Origin of the sequence: Leeuwenhoekiella parthenopeia (assembly GCF_020782115.1) — a bacterium.
GTDB classification, from domain to species: Bacteria; Bacteroidota; Bacteroidia; order Flavobacteriales; family Flavobacteriaceae; genus Leeuwenhoekiella; species Leeuwenhoekiella parthenopeia.
This window is the reverse complement of sequence record NZ_JAJGMW010000004.1, coordinates 91,329-107,771: the sequence shown is the minus strand read 5'-3', so window position 1 is coordinate 107,771 and position 16,443 is coordinate 91,329. Positions and strand designations below refer to the sequence as shown.

The following is a 16,443-nucleotide window of genomic DNA, read 5'->3' as shown; positions in this document are numbered from 1 at the left end:
CCTGACAAAACTGTCAGAGCTGTTTTTCTGGCGAATTAATCGCCGGCTAATTCAAATATTGGGGCTTTTACGCCATAATCTCAAATGCTTTTACTTCTTCTAAAGCACTCTTGATGTGATCGCGCTGCACCTTTAAAATGGACTCAGTCGTGGGCGGTAAGTTTGGCTCTTCGAGAATGTTATTATATTCTTCGATTGCCATTTTCTCACCTCTGATAGTTTCTTCTAAAATAGCTTCTTCACTATCGTTAGATAAGGTCGACTTTACATTCATCCACACGCGGTGCGCATCGCCGGCTAAGCTGGTTTCCTTATCGGGAGTCTCGCCATATACTTTGATTTCATTTTTCAGCTGATGGCCAAAATCATAACGTTCTTTGGCTCTCGCATTAAAATATTCTTTCAAAGTATTATTCTTTACGTTTTCGGAAGCTAATTTATATCCGGCTTCTGAATCGTAATTCTTGGTTAATAATTCATTTAGTTTATTCGAAATTTTCTCGGTATACTTCATCTTCAATCGTCTTTTAAATTATCGAAACATTTTTGGTTAGTAGTGAACGTGTTTCGTTAACGTTCATAATTAATATAAGGGATTAAGTGTCTGATTCCAAATTAATTAAGAAGCTTTAACGTTATAGCTGAAGCTTTAACATCAATTGGGAAAACACACCTGAAAGTTCTTATTATGCAGTTACTTCCAGAGCTTTGGCTTCGTTTAGTGCCATTTTCACACTGTTGCGTTGGGTAGCCAAAATGGTAGCAGTAGAAGTTGGTAATTCGGTATCTTCAATGATCGCGTTGTATTCTTCTAAGGCTGCTTTTTCACCTCTAATGGCTTCTTCCAAAACAGCTTCATCCTTATCTGAAGAAAGTGCGGTTTTCAGGTCCATCCATAAACGGTGAGCGTCACCGGCAAGACTGGTACCCTTATCCGGTTCCTGACCAAAACCTTTGAGTTCTGCTTTTAGTTCGTGTCCAAAATCGTAACGATCCTGTGCGCGGCTCAGGAGGTAGGATTTAAGCGCTGCGTTTTTTACTTTTTCGGCCGCTTTCTTATATCCGGCTTCTGCATCGTAATTTTTTTCTAACAATTCGTTGAGCTTTTTGCCCATTTCTTCTGAATAACTCATAGCTTGATTTTTTAAATTTCTTCGCCCGATTCTCTCGAACTTTTCATCAAGTTACATTTGATTGGGATTGCTAAAATCATCATTAACAGGATTTAACCCGTTTTAAGGGGAATTAACAGCAGGTTTAAGAGTATTTCTGTTAAAAAAATAACGCGCTGCAAAAGCTGCAGCGCGTTAGGTTTAGTGTACTTAATATTTTGGTATAAATCCTTTTCTAAAATAAATGCATTAGTCAAAAGAATTTCTTTTCTAATATCTATTTGAATTATAAAGGGAAATCCATTGGGTTAGAATACGAATAGTTAGTGATAATTTTCTTTACTTTTCTTTGCTTGTCCAAAGAAAAGTAACAAAAGAAAGGACACTTTTTCTTAGGCATTTTTGCCTTATCAGGCAAAACCGCAAGAAGCCTCTTAAATTTTCTCCAGGGCTTCGAAAATTTTCAACGGAGACTTCTTGCTATGCTGAAGAAAAAGAATGCTAAAGAAGAAAATTAGCCCATCGATTCAAATTTAATTACCAGCATTAGTATTTACAGGTGCTAGCCAGGCAAATCCAAAATTTAGAATGTCATTGATTTTGTTTTAATTATTCTCAAAAGCCAGATCGATACGGGCGATCAAGTCTTCATAATGCAGGCGGGTCATCCCGTCTGAAGTCGCGTTTTTGCGATTTCTTAAATCATTTCGCAGTCGCGAAAGCGTACCGCGCATCAGGGCGCTTACATCTGATTTCAGGATTTCATCATCATTAGCTTTTTCTTTATTGATAAAGTCTGAAGCGATATCGATAAAACTGCGTTGCAGGTTTCGTCGGTAGGCATCGGTCTTTTGACCACGATACAACTCGCTAAAAATTCCTGTACGCAGATCGGTCATCAACTCTAATGGAGTATAAGCAACAGCGCCGTTGTTTTCGGTGTTTTCAGCCATACGGTTTAGGCGGCTTGTGCTCAACAGACCACTAAGTGCCCGCGATTGAAGACTTTCTACTCGCTCAATGGCACCGGTTGATTCAATTCGGTTTAAAAGTTCTTCGTGTAATAGCCATTCCGGAGTGCTAAATGCGTGATCGTTTAAAAAACGCACGGCTCGCTCCTGAATTTCTTTAGGCACCGGCTCATAAACCGCTCCATCCTGATCTGCAGTTTTGATGGTCTCGTAGTAACCGCCCACATTGGTAATGACGTGAAAGATATATCCGCGCCATAAGCCGGTGAGTTCGCCATAGACTTCATCAAGGCTGTCGTAGCCGTAGCCGTCCTTAGTTGTCCAGTCAATCAGGTTAGGCACCACTTTTTTGAGATTAGCCAGGCCGTATTCGCTGGCTTTGATGTTGTCGTCGCCCAGACTTTCGGTTTGGGAGCGCGGGTCAATACCGTCTGCACTGCCAAACTGATACCAGGGGTTGTCTGCCTTGTCCAGAATCCATTGGTCCAGAGTTTCTTTTTCTGTTTCAGGAGAATCCGCTGCGGGTAAGTAGCGGTATCCCCAGTTTACGGCATACATATCGTAAGGTCCCATCATACGGATGTAGCGCACACCGTCGTCACCGGGTTGCGCCACGTAGTTCACCCGGGCATAATCCATAATAGAAGGGGTTAGACCGTACTTTTGAGTAAACGAAGCCACACGCAATGAATCGGTAGGATAGGCCGAGCTGGCTTTCATATTGTGCGGAAGGCCAATGGCGTGGCCTACTTCATGAGCGATCACCATACGCATCATTTCGCCAATTTCCTCTTCGGGAGTGTTTAGCGTGCGGGCATCGGGATTTTGAGCGCCGGCTTCTATCATAAAACGGTTGCGATAGGAGCGCAGGTGATTGTGGTACCAGATTACATCGCTTTCCAGAATTTCACCCGTTCGCGGGTCTGCTACAGAAGGCCCCACGGCATTACGTGTGGTGCTGGCTACATAACGTATAACCGAGTAGCGCACGTCTTCCGGACTAAACTCAGGGTCTTCTTCAGCAGTTGGCGGATCTTTGGCAATGATGGCATTTTTAAAACCGGCACCTTCAAAGGCTTTATTCCAGTCTTCAATACCCTGCTTAAAATAGGGGCGCCACTTCATCGGAGTTGCGGGATCCAGATAATATACAATAGGTTTTACGGGTTCAACGAGTTCGCCGCGCTTATAGGCCTCTATATCTTTTGGGACCAGCCTCCAGCGTTTCAGGATGCGGTAATCGTCAGATTTGAGTTCGTCTGAATCGTAATCGTATTTTCTAAGGGTAAACCAGCCTACGCGGGGATCTGCCAGTCGCGGTTGCATTTTGTCTTCGGGAAGAAGAATCATCGACTGATTCATTAAAAAGGTCAACGTTCCGGCCTGATCACGAGATGGTGGATCTTCGGCCTCATAGGTCATTACGTGTTTAACTTCGATATTCATAGGATAGGCATTTGCCGATTCGATATACGAACGGTCGCTGTCCAGCCTTTTGATGCCGTATTGTTTGCGGCTTCGGGAAGATACCGGGTTGATCGCACTGATATCTTTACTGAAGAAATCGGTGATGTCTACTACGGCAGAAGAATCTTTGGAAAAGGTTTTAATATCTGCGCTAAACAAAATAGGGTAGAAGTTGTTAGCCAAAACCGATTTGGTAATGGGGCTTTCGGCATCGCTTTCATTTTCAAAACTGATGACTTTTATATCAACTTTGTTGCCTCTGCGTTCCCAGCGAACAACCTGCTCATTTACTTTAGAACCGGCATTCACATAACCGCCGCCATATTCTGAAGGTACTTTAGCAATACGGCTTACAAGCAGCATATCTTTATTAAGTAGCGAGTCGGGAATCTCGAAGTACAACTTCTCGTCTACCCGGTGGGTGGTAAAGAGTCCGGCATCAGAAACTGCCTCTTTGGTAATTACCTCACTATAAGGTTTAAATTTTGCGTCTTTCGCTTTAGGCTTTGCGGCATCGGCAGATGCAGCGGCTTTTTGTTGTGTTTTGCAGCCAAAGGTAAGCATGGCGGCAAAACCTATAAGAGTAATACGTTTCAGCATAAATTAATTTTTGCTGCTGAAGTTACTCAATTCGTGTTTAAAATGCCCTTAAAATAAAGGCTAAAGGAGTAATTAGTAGTAGTGTCTCAGGCAAAATGCGTAAGTCTGGGAAAGTTCTCTCAGCTTTCGGCTGAAGTCTTTGTCTAATTCGGACTCGCCCAATTCTTTACCATCACTCTTTTTCGCGCTGTAGCTGTGGACTAGTCGGCTTTTAAAAAGTTCAACTTCTTCCGGTGAGATTTGTGCACGCAGGTTGCAGGCGTATTTTTTGGATTCACCGAAATTTTCAGAGGGTAACTCCAATTTTAGATGGAGCTCCTCTTCATTTTTAAAGCTGAAAGTGATCTGGTCTCCGGGCTGAAGAGCTGTAAGTTCCTGCCGCAGGCCAAAAATGATATAGTGCTGGTCTTTGATCGATTGAAACCCGATATGAATTTGGTTATCGGTTTCGGGGGTAAATTTATTTGATTTTGAAGTACGGCTGCGTACAAAGTAAAGTCCCTTTCCTTCTGATGTTTCTTCGATAACAAGTATAGAATGCCCTCCAAAAATATAGCGCTTTGCCCTGGTAAGTTCTTCGGTGGTGATCAGATAATTAGGAGCAAACAGGAGATGGCGCTCCATGTTTTTATCTAAGGTATCATTTCGTTTAAACAGTTTTGAAAAAAACATAAAAGGAGATTGGATTTAGGATATGCAATTTAGAGACTTTTAAAGTTCTACAGTGCCGGCAATTGAAATTGAATGACATGTCTAAATCCGGAATTTGGCAGGGGCGATCCGGTCTTTAAATTAATTTTTCTCAGTTTTAAGCATTTATTTTTACAAATATACAAAAGCTAGATTTCACGCTAAGTTGTAAACTTTTACATATTTGATAATTTTTAAAACATTAACAAATAGAACAACAAAAAAACCCTCACAATCAGATGATTAAGAGGGTTTTAAGTACTCGGGACGGGACTTGAACCCGTACGAACTAATGTTCATTGGATTTTAAGTCCAACGTGTCTACCAATTCCACCACCCGAGCCGGGCTTTTAAAAAAAAACTCCATTTCAAATGGAGTTTCTACTGGAGCGAAAGACGGGATTTGAACCCGCGACCCTCACCTTGGCAAGGTGATGCTCTACCCCTGAGCTACTTTCGCATATGTGCTAGACCAATTGTCTAATGCGGATGCAAATTTACAAGATTTCTTCAATCTGCAAAGCAAAATTCCTAAAAAAATAAAATTGATTACGAAACCTTGTTTTTTGAATTGCGCACGAGCATACGTTTGATCTCATTGAGTTTCATCAGGGCCTCAACCGGGGTGAGCGTATCTATATCAGTATGAAGTATTTCGTCTTTTATTTCCTCCAAAAGCGGATCGTCAAGATTGAAGAAGCTCAGTTGCATTTCATCATCGGCTGCTTTTTGAAGCGCAGATTTTTGATCTTCTTTCCGGTTTGAATTCTCGAGCTGAAGGAGCATTTTATTGGCGCGGTGTAAAACCTGCTGGGGCATTCCGGCCATTTTGGCCACGTGAATCCCAAAGCTGTGCGCGCTGCCTCCCGGAACAAGTTTTCGCAGAAAGAGCACGTTGTCTTTAAGCTCTTTTACTGAAACATTGAAGTTTTTGATGCGCTCAAAGGTCTTGCACATGTCATTGAGTTCATGATAATGCGTGGCAAAAAGGGTCTTTGGTCTTCCCGGATGCTCGTGCAGGTACTCGCTTATCGCCCAGGCAATGGAAATTCCGTCATAGGTGCTGGTACCCCGGCCAATCTCATCAAGCAGAACCAGGCTGCGCTCGGAAAGGTTGTTTAGAATACTGGCTGTCTCGTTCATTTCTACCATAAAGGTAGATTCACCCATAGAGATGTTGTCGCTGGCTCCCACCCGCGTAAATATGCGGTCTACCACGCCTATGCGTGCAGATTGTGCGGGAACAAAGCTTCCCATCTGAGCCAGGAGTACGATCAATGCCGTTTGCCTCAGGATAGCCGATTTACCAGACATGTTTGGTCCTGTAATCATAATCATCTGCTGCTCCTTACGGTCTAAGTAGGTGTCGTTTGCAATATAGGGTTCTCCCAGTGGGAGCTGCTTTTCGATAACCGGATGACGGCCTTCCTTGATTTCCAGATCAAACGATTCGTCAATTTCGGGTCTGACATAGTTGTTTTCTTTTGCCAGACAGGCATAGGAACGCAGGCAATCCAGGCGGGCGATGGTATTGGCATTGGTTTGTACCGGCTCTATAAACTGGGTAATCCAGGATACGAGCTGCCCAAAAAGTTGTTGTTCTATGCTGAGAATGCGCTCTTCGGCTCCCAGAATTTTAGCTTCATATTCCTTGAGTTCTTCGGTGATATAGCGCTCGGCATTTACTAAAGTCTGCTTGCGGATCCATTCTTCGGGAACCTTGTCTTTATGGGTGTTGCGAACTTCGATATAATAACCAAATACGTTGTTTGATGCGATTTTTAACGAAGTAATTCCGGTGCGTTCGGTTTCGCGCTGAAGCATTTGATCCAGGTAATCCTTTCCGCTGGTGGCAAGACCGCGTAATTCATCAAGTTCAGCGTGAAATCCGGTGGCAATGGTGTCTCCTTTAAGCACATTTACGGGCGCTTCTTCATTAAGGGTTTCCTTGATTTTAGAGCGCAAATGCTCCAGATTGTTTATTTTGTCTCCAAGTGTTTTAAGCGCATCATTTTGAGCCTGAGACGCCAGAGCTTTGATGGGGACCATAGCTTCAAGCGAATTCTTAAGCTGTATCACTTCTCTGGGCGACACTTTCGCAGTAGCAACTTTTGAAATAAGCCGTTCGACATCGCCTATCTTTTTAATGTGCTGCGAAAGCTTTTCGTAGAAATCGGGCTGCTTCAGCATATAGTCTACTACTTCGAGGCGCTCTTCTATTGCGGGTATCGATTTAAGCGGAAGGGCCAGCCAGCGTTTGAGCAGGCGTGATCCCATAGGAGAGATGGTCTTGTCAATAACATCCAGCAGGGTAATGGCTTTTGCCGAAGTGCCCTGATAGAGCTCCAGATTTCTTATCGTAAACCGGTCCATCCAGATGTAGGCGTCTTCTGCAATACGGCTTATGCGGGCAATATGCTGCAGTTTGTGATGCTGGGTTTCACTCAGGTAATGCAGTGCAGCCCCTGCTGCGATAATACCTTCCTCAAGATGCTCAATACCAAAGCCTTTAAGTGTTTTGGTATTGAAGTGCTTGTTGAGACTTTCGTAAGCAAAGTCGGTTTGAAAAATCCAGTCTTCCTGATAAAACAAATGGTAATCTGTGCCAAAATCTTCTTTAAAATCTGCTTTACGCTTTTTGCTGATGAGCAATTCGCTGGGGTTAAAATTTTGAAGCAGTTTATCAATATAGGCTATGTCGCCCTGAGTCGTTAAAAATTCACCGGTTGAGACATCCAGAAACGATAGTCCCAGCAGTCTTTTGCCGTAATGAAGGGCTCCCAGGAAGTTGTTGCTTTTGGCCTGAAGTACCTCGTCGTTTAAAGCAACTCCGGGAGTTACGAGTTCGGTAACGCCCCGTTTTACGATGGTTTTAGTGGTTTTTGGGTCTTCAAGCTGGTCGCATATGGCAACCCGGCAACCGGCTTTTACCAGTTTGGGTAAATAGGTGTTGAGCGAATGATGCGGAAAACCGGCCAGTTCGGTGCGTTCACTGCCGTTATTTCTGTTGGTAAGTATGATGCCTAAAATTCCGGCAGCTTTAACTGCATCTTCACCAAAGGTCTCATAAAAATCACCTACTCTAAACAAAAGCAAGGCATCCGGGTATTTTTGTTTTATCCCGTTGTATTGTTTCATCAAAGGCGTTACCCCTTTGTCTTTGCTTTTTTTAGTCATAAAAACTGCGTGTTTTCCCCGTTAGCGAATGTGCTAAAATTAAAAAATCGGCTTGTTACAACAGGCTTAAGTAGACGTGAGTTATTGTTTTTTTTCAACAATGTAAAGGCTTTAAGCTGTTCTTCTTTTCACTCCTGTATTGTAAACGCGAATAGCTATTTTTGCAGCATGAATCGAAAATTAAAAAACAGCGAACTCGAGCGTAAAACGGTTGCCGAGTTTAAGTCTTCGCGAAAAAGTCCGGTAGTGGTGGTTCTTGACAATATTCGAAGCCTCAATAATATAGGTTCGGTATTTAGAACCGCAGATGCCTTTTTGATCGAAGCCATTTACTTATGCGGTATTTGTGCACAGCCGCCGCATAAGGATATTTCTAAAACCGCTTTGGGAGCTACCGAATCTGTAGCGTGGAAGTATTTTAAAACCACGGCAGAGGCTGTAGCGGAACTCAAAGAGCGGGCTTATACTGTGATTTCGGTCGAGCAGGCTGAAGAAGCCGTTATGCTGAATGAATTTAAGATTGAGCCCGAAAAGCACTATGCTATTATTTTTGGTAATGAGGTAAAAGGTGTTGGGCAGGAGGTCGTAAATCAATCTGATTATGTCATTGAAATACCGCAATCAGGGACTAAACACTCACTCAATATCGCGGTAAGCGCAGGGATAGTGCTGTGGGATTTTTACGTTAACACCGTGCTGAAAGAATAGAGAATAGGTAAATTATTGTTAATAATCATAAAGCTTTGCTAAAGTTTCTTTAAAAACCGTGTAAGTCACAATTTTAAGCCTAAGATTTGCGTTACCAACTTAAATACCCGACTTATGAAAGCTAATGATTTTCACTATGCCTCCTACCAAAGAGGCAGCAAGGATGGCCGCAAGCTGGGCATTGCTGTGGGCGTGCTTATCGCAACTGCGGTAATGATCGTTTTATTGGCCATATTGTATTACAAATAGCAGCTAAATAAATTGCTTCAGGACGCTGAGATAGTCCGCGCGATTTTTTACAAAATCAAGTTCAGAAATGTCAATGATTCTAACGTTGTTTTGAGCTTTGTTTTTTATCCAGTTTAGATAGCCCTGATTTATTTTGAGGAGGTAGTCTTCAGAGATGTTCTGCTCGTAATCTCTTCCTCTTTTTTTAATGTTTTCCAGAAGGCGTTCTGTGTTTTGGTACAGATACACATACAGATCTGGTTTTACCAGTTCTTTATACATGATCTGGTGCAGCTTTTTATAAAGTGCATACTCTTCTTCCCCAAGGGTTACCCGTGCAAAGATGAGTGACTTATAGCTGTCATAATCGGCGATCATAAAATCTTTAAACAAATCGTACTGGCCTATATCGTCAAGCAATTGCTGATAGCGGTCTGCTAGGAATGACATTTCGAGTGGAAATGCATAACGTGCCTGATCTTCATAGAATTTGGGTAAAAAGGGATTGTCTTTAAAGCGCTCCAGAATCAATTTGGCATTAAAATCCTGAGCAATCATCGTAGACAGTGTGGTTTTCCCTGCGCCGATATTTCCTTCTATTGTTATGTAATTAAAAGTATTTAGGCTGTAGTCATCCTGCGGATTTTTGAGCCTTCGGGATTGCTTCTCAGGGTGAGCGGGGTCTGGCGATGCTTTAAGCAAGTCTTCCATACTTTGGCCCAAAACAGGATGTTTCAGTTCTTTGTCTATGTCGCAAAGCGGAAGTAAAACAAAATTACGTAAATGCATTCGGGGATGCGGAAGAATCAGCGAGGGAGTATTGAGTTGCTGGTCTTCGTAAAAAATAAGATCAATATCTATACTGCGATCTGCGTAGCCCGAGTTTTTTTCTCGTTCGCGTCCCAATTCCTTTTCAATCTTAAGGCATGTCTTGATGACTTCTGCTGCTGTAAGGCGGGTTCCCAGATGAAGTGCGCAGTTGAGGTAATCTGCCCCGTCATAGCCCCAGGATTGCGATTGGTAAACCGGTGAAATCTGTTTTATGCTGCCTATTTCCGCAAATAGAGCATCAACGGCTTTTTGAAGGTTTTCAAAGGGATCTCCCTGATTGCTTCCCAGCGATAAATAGATGTTTTGTAGTGAGTTAATAGGAATGGGTGCTTAATATATTTTAAGAGCAATTTAAGTAAAAGCCCTTTACATTCTGCTAATTTTGAACAGAACCAATACGCAAATACGAAGAGATTCATGCAAGAGACCTTAAACCAGCGCGATGCACTTGCAGCTTATCGAATCTATTTTATACTGGGAGCTTTATTTATTTGTTCTCTGGTAGTTTCTAACCTCATATTTCAAAAGTTTTTTTACTGGGATTTTTTCGGCCTGTATACCTTCGAAATATCTGTGGGCATCCTGCCTTATCCCATTACGTTTCTAATAACCGATCTCATAAGTGAAATCTACGGTCAGAAAAAGGCTAATCAGGTCGTGACAGCCGGGATTTTTGCTTCAGTCTTTTCGCTGCTTATCGTGTATACCTCTGCAATAGTGCCCGCAACCGAGTGGTCGCCTGTAGATAATGCGTTGTTTGATAAAGTTTTTGGAGCTACGGTTGTCGCTGTACTGGCTTCTATGATGGCTTATCTTTTTGCTCAGTACATTGACATACAGCTGTTTCACTTCTGGAAAAGGCTCACTAAAGGTAAGCACTTGTGGTTGCGAAATAATTTTTCAACCTTCTTCAGTCAATTTATCGATACGGCTACGGTATTACTCTTGTTGTGTAGCTTTGGTAAAATAGACTGGGCTCTTTTTGGGACACTGCTGCTTAGCGGTTTTCTGTTTAAAGTGCTGATAGCTGTTTGTGATACGCCCTTTTTATACCTGGGTGTTTATTTATTTAGAAAGCGGTTTAAACTGGCGCCCGGTGAGGAGATAGGAAATGATATAAAATACCATCAGCAGATCGAAAACCTTTAAGGCAGAGCCTGGCAAAGGGAGTGTAGATCGTGCAATTTTAATTTAAAACTTATGAAAAAAATACTGAAAATAGTGGCCATTGTTTTGGGTGTACTTATTATCGCCCTTATTGCCGCTCCGTTTTTGTTTAGAAGTCAGCTTGAAGACTTATTAAAACGGTCTATCAATCAAAACCTCAATGCGACGGTTGACTGGGAAGAGTTTGATCTCACTTTGTTTAGCAGTTTTCCCGATGCGACGGTGCAGGTAAAAAACTTTACGGTAATCAACAGGGAGCCTTTTGCAGGCGATACGCTGGCAGCGGGTGAGTTGCTTGAGCTGGAAATGGGCGTAAAGCAACTGTTTAAGACTTCAACCGATAAGCCTATTGCGGTAGATGCGATTGCGCTGGAGCGCGCTTTTATAAATATCAAAATCGACAGTCTGGGTAATGCAAATTATGATATTGCCAAAGAGAACCCAAATGCGGTTAATGATACCCTTTCAGATCAATCTGGGGCTTTTACTTTTGAAGTGCAGGAATATGCAATCACCAACTCGCGTATAAATTATCTCGACGAAAGCACAAAAACCTACCTGCGGCTTAGCGAAGTGAACCACGAGGGGAGTGGTGATTTTTCGGCTGATGTCTCTAATTTGAACACTACTACCAATGCTTTGGCGTCCTTCGATTTTGACGGCGTAAATTATTTAAACCAAAACAAGATCGCTTTAGATGCTGTGATCGAAATGAATTTGTCTCAGCAGCGTTACACGTTTAAAGAAAATGAAGCTTTGGTCAATCAGCTTCCTTTAGTATTTGAAGGCTGGGTGCAGGTAAATGAGAACAACAATGAACTTGACCTGTCGTTTAAAACCCCCTCAAGTGATTTTAAAAACTTCTTACAGGTCATTCCTGAGGTTTACGCGAAAAACCTGGATGGGGTTACTACTACCGGAGATTTTGTGGTAAATGGCCGTATTAATGGAATTGTTGATGAAGAACGTATCCCGATGCTTAATATTGAGATTCAGTCAAACAACGCCTCGTTTAAATATCCTAACCTGCCCAAAACCGTTCAGGACATCATCATCGACGCCCGCATTGTCAATGAAACCGGCAACGTTGACGACACCTATTTAGGCCTTAATAATCTTAATTTCAGAATAGATCAGGATGTTTTTAATGCTAAGGGAACCATTAAACGGCTTACCACAAATCCGCTTATAGACCTTGCTCTTAAAGGCAAACTCAATCTTGCCAATCTGGAACAGGCCTATCCGTTGGAATTGGAGCAGGATATCAATGGGTTACTCACCGTAGATATGACCACGTCTTTTGATATGGAAAGTGTAGATAAAGAGCAGTACCAAAACATCAAGAGCAACGGGACAGCCAGTCTGAAGGATTTTAGATATGTTTCTCCAGAGTTGCCCAATGCGCTTAATGTAGCCGAGGCTAACCTGAGTTTTAATCCCGGGACTATAAGCCTTCAGAATTTGGAAGCACAAACAGGTAAAACCGATCTCAAAGCTAAGGGTAGCATTGAAAACCTGATACCTTTTTTACTGTCTAAGCAGAAGCTTAAAGGCCGTTTTACGGTTAATTCAAACACCGTTGATCTGGCTGATTTCAGCGTGGTTGAAACATCTCCTGCAAACGCTGAAAAGCCTGCTGCAACAACCGCGGCTTCGGCACAGACGGCTATCAAAATCCCATCCTTTTTAGATGCAGGAATTGATTTTTCGGCGGGTAAAGTGATTTACGATAATATTACGCTTAGCAATGTTAAGGGGAATATATCGCTCGCTGACGAAACCGCCCGTTTGAATAACATTCAGTCAGATGTTTTTGGCGGAAGAATTGCACTTACCGGAAATGTAAGTACAAAAACCACAACCCCAACTTTTGGGATGGATTTGAGCCTGAACAGTGTAAATATAAGTGAATCTTTTGAAGGTTTAGAGATGTTTCAGCAACTGGCGCCTATAGCAAGGGCGCTTCAGGGCGCTTTGAATACTAACATAACCTTAAATGGAAACCTGAATGATGACCTTACCCCGGTTATATCGAGTCTTGCAGGTAACGCTTTGGCACAATTGCTAACGGTAGAAGTTGATCCGGATAAGATGAAACTGCTGCAAATGCTTGATACCAATCTCGAATTTATAAATCTCGACAGGCTTGATCTCAGCAATTTAAAAACACAATTCAGCTTTAAGGATGGTCTGGTGACCGTTAAGCCTTTCGATTTTAATATTAAAGGTATACGGGTTGGGGTGAGCGGTACCCATAGTTTAGAAAATACGATGAATTATACCTTAGATCTTGGAGTGCCCGGTACGTATCTGGGCTCAAAACTGGGAGGCGCCCTGGCTGGACTTAGCAATCAAAATCTGGAGCAATACACGGTAGATTTACCCGTAAAACTCACCGGAACTTTTACTAATCCGCAGGTGGTGATTAACACTCAGCAAGCCGTATCCAGTCTTACGCAACAAATTGTTGCGACCCAAAAAGATAAATTGGGGCAGCAGGCCGAATCTAAAATCAAAGATGTTTTAGGCGGAGTGTTGGGCGGTGCTGCAAAACCGGGAGACACAACCCGGAACACCGGTAAGACCACAACGCAAAGGGATTCGGTAATTCAAAATGCAACTTCCAAAGCGGTTAAAGACGTACTGGGTGGTTTGTTTGGAAAAAAGAAAACAGCACAGGACACTACAAAATCAAACAATTAAGCCGTAAGGTTTTAGTTGAAGTAAAAAACGCTTCAGGTTTTATAGCCTGAAGCGTTTTTTTTTAATAATCGATTACGATAAATTCTGAGCGTCTGTTGAGTTGATGTTCTTCTTCGGTACATTCGACGCCGTTAGAACATTCATTTTTAAGTTGTGTTTCACCGAAGCCCTGTCCGCTAATCCGTGAAGGATCAATCCCCCTGCTTACGATATAATTTGCAGTAGCTTTAGCCCGCTTATCTGAAAGAGTCAGGTTATAGGCATCGGGGCCACGACTGTCTGTATGTGCCCGTACTTCGACCACAAGAGTTGGGTTAGATTCCATCACAGCTAAAACCTTCACCAGTTCGAGAGCGGCATCAGGTCTGATGTTGAAGCGGTCAAAATCAAAATAAATAGGATTTAGTTTAAGCAATTTTGCCAGGTCATCACCAGGGTTGATACGCGTTATGCGCGGCTCCAGATTGAGATCAACCGTTATGCTTTTATTTTCCATAGGAGAGGTGACCAGTTCTTCAGCAGAGTAATACTCAGGCTCCTCGGCTCTGATTAAGATTTCGGTATTGCAAAGTGGGTTTAGCTCGTATTTGCCGTTTTTATCTACCTCGGTAGTTTGAAGTACATTGCCATCCAGATCAAGCGCACTCACTGTAGCTGTGGGGATTGGTAAAAGCGTCTGTGCATCACGAATGGTACCAACGATGCTTGTACGGCATTCAGGTATCGGTTTTATAGTGCGGGTGAATCTGAAAATATCATCGCCTCCCATACCAAAATAACGGTTGGTAGAAAAATACCCCACGTTATTAAACTCGTCTACGATAAAGGCAAAATCATCCTGCGGACTGTTTATGGGCTTTCCGAGGTTGATAATGTAAGCGATATCTCCGTTTTTACGGGTTGCTGCAACGTAAATGTCAAGTCCGCCAAGACCCGGTCTGCCGTCAGAAGAGAAGTATAAATTTCCTTTTTTACTGATATAAGGGAAGTTTTCACGACCTTCGGTATTTACTTTAGGACCCAGATTGCGGGGTTCACTGTAGTTGTTGTCTCCCAAAATGTCAACCACCCAAAGGTCAGAAAATCCGGTAGTTCCGGGCATATCTGATGCGAAATAAAGCTTCTTGTTATCGGGGCTTAAGGCCGGGTGAGAAACCGAGTAATTGTCACTGTTGAAGGGTAGTTCTACAGGATCAGACCAGCTGTCGCCGCGCTTTTCAGACCTGTATACTTTAAGTCTGATAGTTCCGTTTTTATCGGTGCGCTTAACGCCCTGGGCATAGTTGTTTCGGGTAAAGTAAATGGTTCTTCCGTCACTGGTAAATGTGGGTGAAGACTCGTGATAGCGGGTATTGAGTTTTTCCGCAAATTTTTCGACCGTACCCAGATCTCCGGTTTCCACATCAATAGGAGCCTGGTAGAAATCTAAAAAAGGCTCGTTATTCCATTTATGCACATATTTTTTGGTAGTTCCGGTATCTCTGGATGATGCAAAAATGAGCTTGTTCTCATAGAACATAGGACCAAAATCAGAATATCTGGAGTTGGTTCTTCGTAGATTTTCAACATCATAATCACTGTCTGAATAACTGATGTCCTCCAGATAATCGGGTTCTTCCTCAAAAAGCTCAGCGCGGCTGTCGCCTCCTTTTGCAATTCTGAAGGCCTCCATGATCTCGTCCGATTTACTGTAATTCTGTAATGCCTTTAGAGCCTGTGCATATCTGAATAAATGTTCGGGAGAGACGGCTTCAGGAAATTTGCTGACCAGTTTGCCGTACCATTGGGCACTTTCTTCGTATTTGGCATTGAAATAATAGGAATCGCCTAACTTTTGAAAAAGTTCGGGAGATTCATAGCCTTCGCCTGCAAGACGTAAATAAATCTTCTGTGCGTCTATAAAGGCGTAGCTTTCGAATTTTTTATCTGCTTTACTTAATTCTTTCTCTTGCGCACTAAGAGTATGTAATCCGCTGAAAATTAACAGCGTAATCAGCAGTATTTTGAAGTTGACCTGCATAGCATTTAAATAGATTCAATTTTAGATTTAGGGGCTGTAAATATCACGAAATTAATGGAATTAATGAGATTTTACACGTAAAAAACGTCTATATGTTAAGGGGGTTTTTCCTGTTTATCATTGTTTTAGACTGAAACAGGAAGACTTTAGAAGCTTTGAATGTAGCATTTAGTAATTTTGACCTAATTATTTAAACCTTTTGAATATTGAAACTTTCTGAGACAATTAAAAATCGCCGTTCTGTTTTTCCAAACCAATTTACGGGCCAAACTGTAAGCAAAGAGCAAATAATAGAGTTGCTCGAGGCTGCAAACTGGGCACCCAGTCATCGCCAGACCAATCCCTGGCGTTTTAAGGTTTTTCAAGATGAGTCTTTAGGGCTTCTTGCGGAAAAAATGAGCGCTGCCTATACCAGAACTACTCCAGAAAAGGCATACTCTGCTTTTAAACTGAAGAAAAGTGTTGAAAAAGTGATGAGCAGCGGTGCTGTAATCGCCATTTGTATGCAGCGTGATCTCAAAGATCGGGTGCCGGAATGGGAAGAGATCGCCGCAACGGCCATGGCAGTACAAAATATGTGGCTGATGACCGGCCAGTTAGGTCTGGGTGGGTATTGGAGTTCACCGGGCTACATCAGCGATATGAAAGAAGAATTGCAGTTGGCCGAAGGAGAACGCTGCCTTGGTTTTTTCTATTTAGGTGCCTACGATGCGCCGATGCCCGATGGGGACCGGGAACCGGTTGAAGAGAAAATCACCTGGTTTTAAAA

At 42.5% G+C, this 16,443-nt stretch carries 12 protein-coding genes and 2 tRNA genes; 5 read left to right on the top strand and 9 right to left on the bottom strand.

Annotated elements, in window-relative coordinates; all coding sequences use genetic code 11:
- Positions 1-67 precede the first annotated feature (67 nt).
- The 7 genes from LLW17_RS04570 to mutS all read right to left on the bottom strand — a co-directional run bounded on the left by LLW17_RS04570 (position 68) and on the right by mutS (position 8,017).
- On the bottom strand, positions 68-514 hold the full coding sequence (locus LLW17_RS04570) for a ferritin-like domain-containing protein (RefSeq protein ID WP_228229083.1): 447 nt from the start codon (positions 512-514) through the stop codon (positions 68-70).
- A 172-nt stretch (positions 515-686) separates the two neighbouring features.
- Positions 687-1,133 carry a ferritin-like domain-containing protein gene (locus LLW17_RS04565; RefSeq protein WP_228229082.1) on the bottom strand — a complete coding sequence of 149 codons (447 nt, stop codon included), beginning with the start codon at positions 1,131-1,133 and terminating at the stop codon, positions 687-689.
- A gap of 584 nt (positions 1,134-1,717) precedes the next feature.
- Entirely contained in the window at positions 1,718-4,150 is a 2,433-nt protein-coding gene (locus LLW17_RS04560; RefSeq protein ID WP_228229081.1) for a zinc-dependent metalloprotease, read from the bottom strand.
- 72 nt (positions 4,151-4,222) lie between these two features.
- A complete protein-coding gene (locus LLW17_RS04555) occupies positions 4,223-4,822 on the bottom strand; it encodes a hypothetical protein (RefSeq protein ID WP_228229080.1) in 600 nt (199 codons plus the stop codon).
- Positions 4,823-5,099: 277 nt separating this feature from the next.
- Positions 5,100-5,183, bottom strand: a tRNA-Leu gene (locus tag LLW17_RS04550).
- A gap of 42 nt (positions 5,184-5,225) precedes the next feature.
- Positions 5,226-5,300, bottom strand: a tRNA-Gly gene (locus LLW17_RS04545).
- Positions 5,301-5,389: 89 nt separating this feature from the next.
- Positions 5,390-8,017 carry a DNA mismatch repair protein MutS gene (gene mutS / locus LLW17_RS04540; protein WP_228229079.1) on the bottom strand — a complete coding sequence of 876 codons (2,628 nt, stop codon included), beginning with the start codon at positions 8,015-8,017 and terminating at the stop codon, positions 5,390-5,392.
- A 168-nt stretch (positions 8,018-8,185) separates the two neighbouring features.
- Between mutS and LLW17_RS04535 the strand changes: the two genes are divergently transcribed.
- Together LLW17_RS04535 and LLW17_RS18845 are read left to right on the top strand one after the other, a co-directional pair.
- Positions 8,186-8,725 carry an RNA methyltransferase gene (locus tag LLW17_RS04535; protein ID WP_228229078.1) on the top strand — a complete coding sequence of 180 codons (540 nt, stop codon included), beginning with the start codon at positions 8,186-8,188 and terminating at the stop codon, positions 8,723-8,725.
- Positions 8,726-8,839: 114 nt separating this feature from the next.
- Positions 8,840-8,974 carry a hypothetical protein gene (locus tag LLW17_RS18845; protein WP_262908928.1) on the top strand — a complete coding sequence of 45 codons (135 nt, stop codon included), beginning with the start codon at positions 8,840-8,842 and terminating at the stop codon, positions 8,972-8,974.
- Between the two features lie 3 nt (positions 8,975-8,977).
- Here LLW17_RS18845 and folK read toward each other — a convergent pair whose 3' ends face one another.
- Positions 8,978-10,072, bottom strand: a complete 1,095-nt coding sequence (folK, locus tag LLW17_RS04530) for a 2-amino-4-hydroxy-6-hydroxymethyldihydropteridine diphosphokinase (RefSeq protein ID WP_262908932.1) — start codon at positions 10,070-10,072, stop codon at positions 8,978-8,980.
- Positions 10,073-10,201: 129 nt separating this feature from the next.
- On the opposite strand from folK, the gene LLW17_RS04525 reads away from it, so the two are divergent.
- Positions 10,202-10,933, top strand: coding sequence for a queuosine precursor transporter (locus tag LLW17_RS04525; protein ID WP_228229077.1), 732 nt, complete (start codon positions 10,202-10,204; stop codon positions 10,931-10,933).
- A gap of 51 nt (positions 10,934-10,984) precedes the next feature.
- Complete coding sequence (locus tag LLW17_RS04520) at positions 10,985-13,654, top strand: AsmA family protein (RefSeq protein ID WP_228229076.1); 2,670 nt, start codon at positions 10,985-10,987, stop codon at positions 13,652-13,654.
- Between the two features lie 61 nt (positions 13,655-13,715).
- On the opposite strand, the gene LLW17_RS04515 is transcribed toward LLW17_RS04520, so the two are convergent.
- Positions 13,716-15,674, bottom strand: a complete 1,959-nt coding sequence (locus LLW17_RS04515) for an OmpA family protein (RefSeq protein ID WP_228229075.1) — start codon at positions 15,672-15,674, stop codon at positions 13,716-13,718.
- Positions 15,675-15,880: 206 nt separating this feature from the next.
- Here LLW17_RS04515 and LLW17_RS04510 point away from each other — a divergent pair, with 206 nt between their 5' ends.
- Positions 15,881-16,441: a nitroreductase family protein gene (locus tag LLW17_RS04510; protein WP_228229074.1), complete on the top strand. Its 561-nt coding sequence runs from the start codon at positions 15,881-15,883 to the stop codon at positions 16,439-16,441.
- Positions 16,442-16,443: the final 2 nt, after the last annotated feature.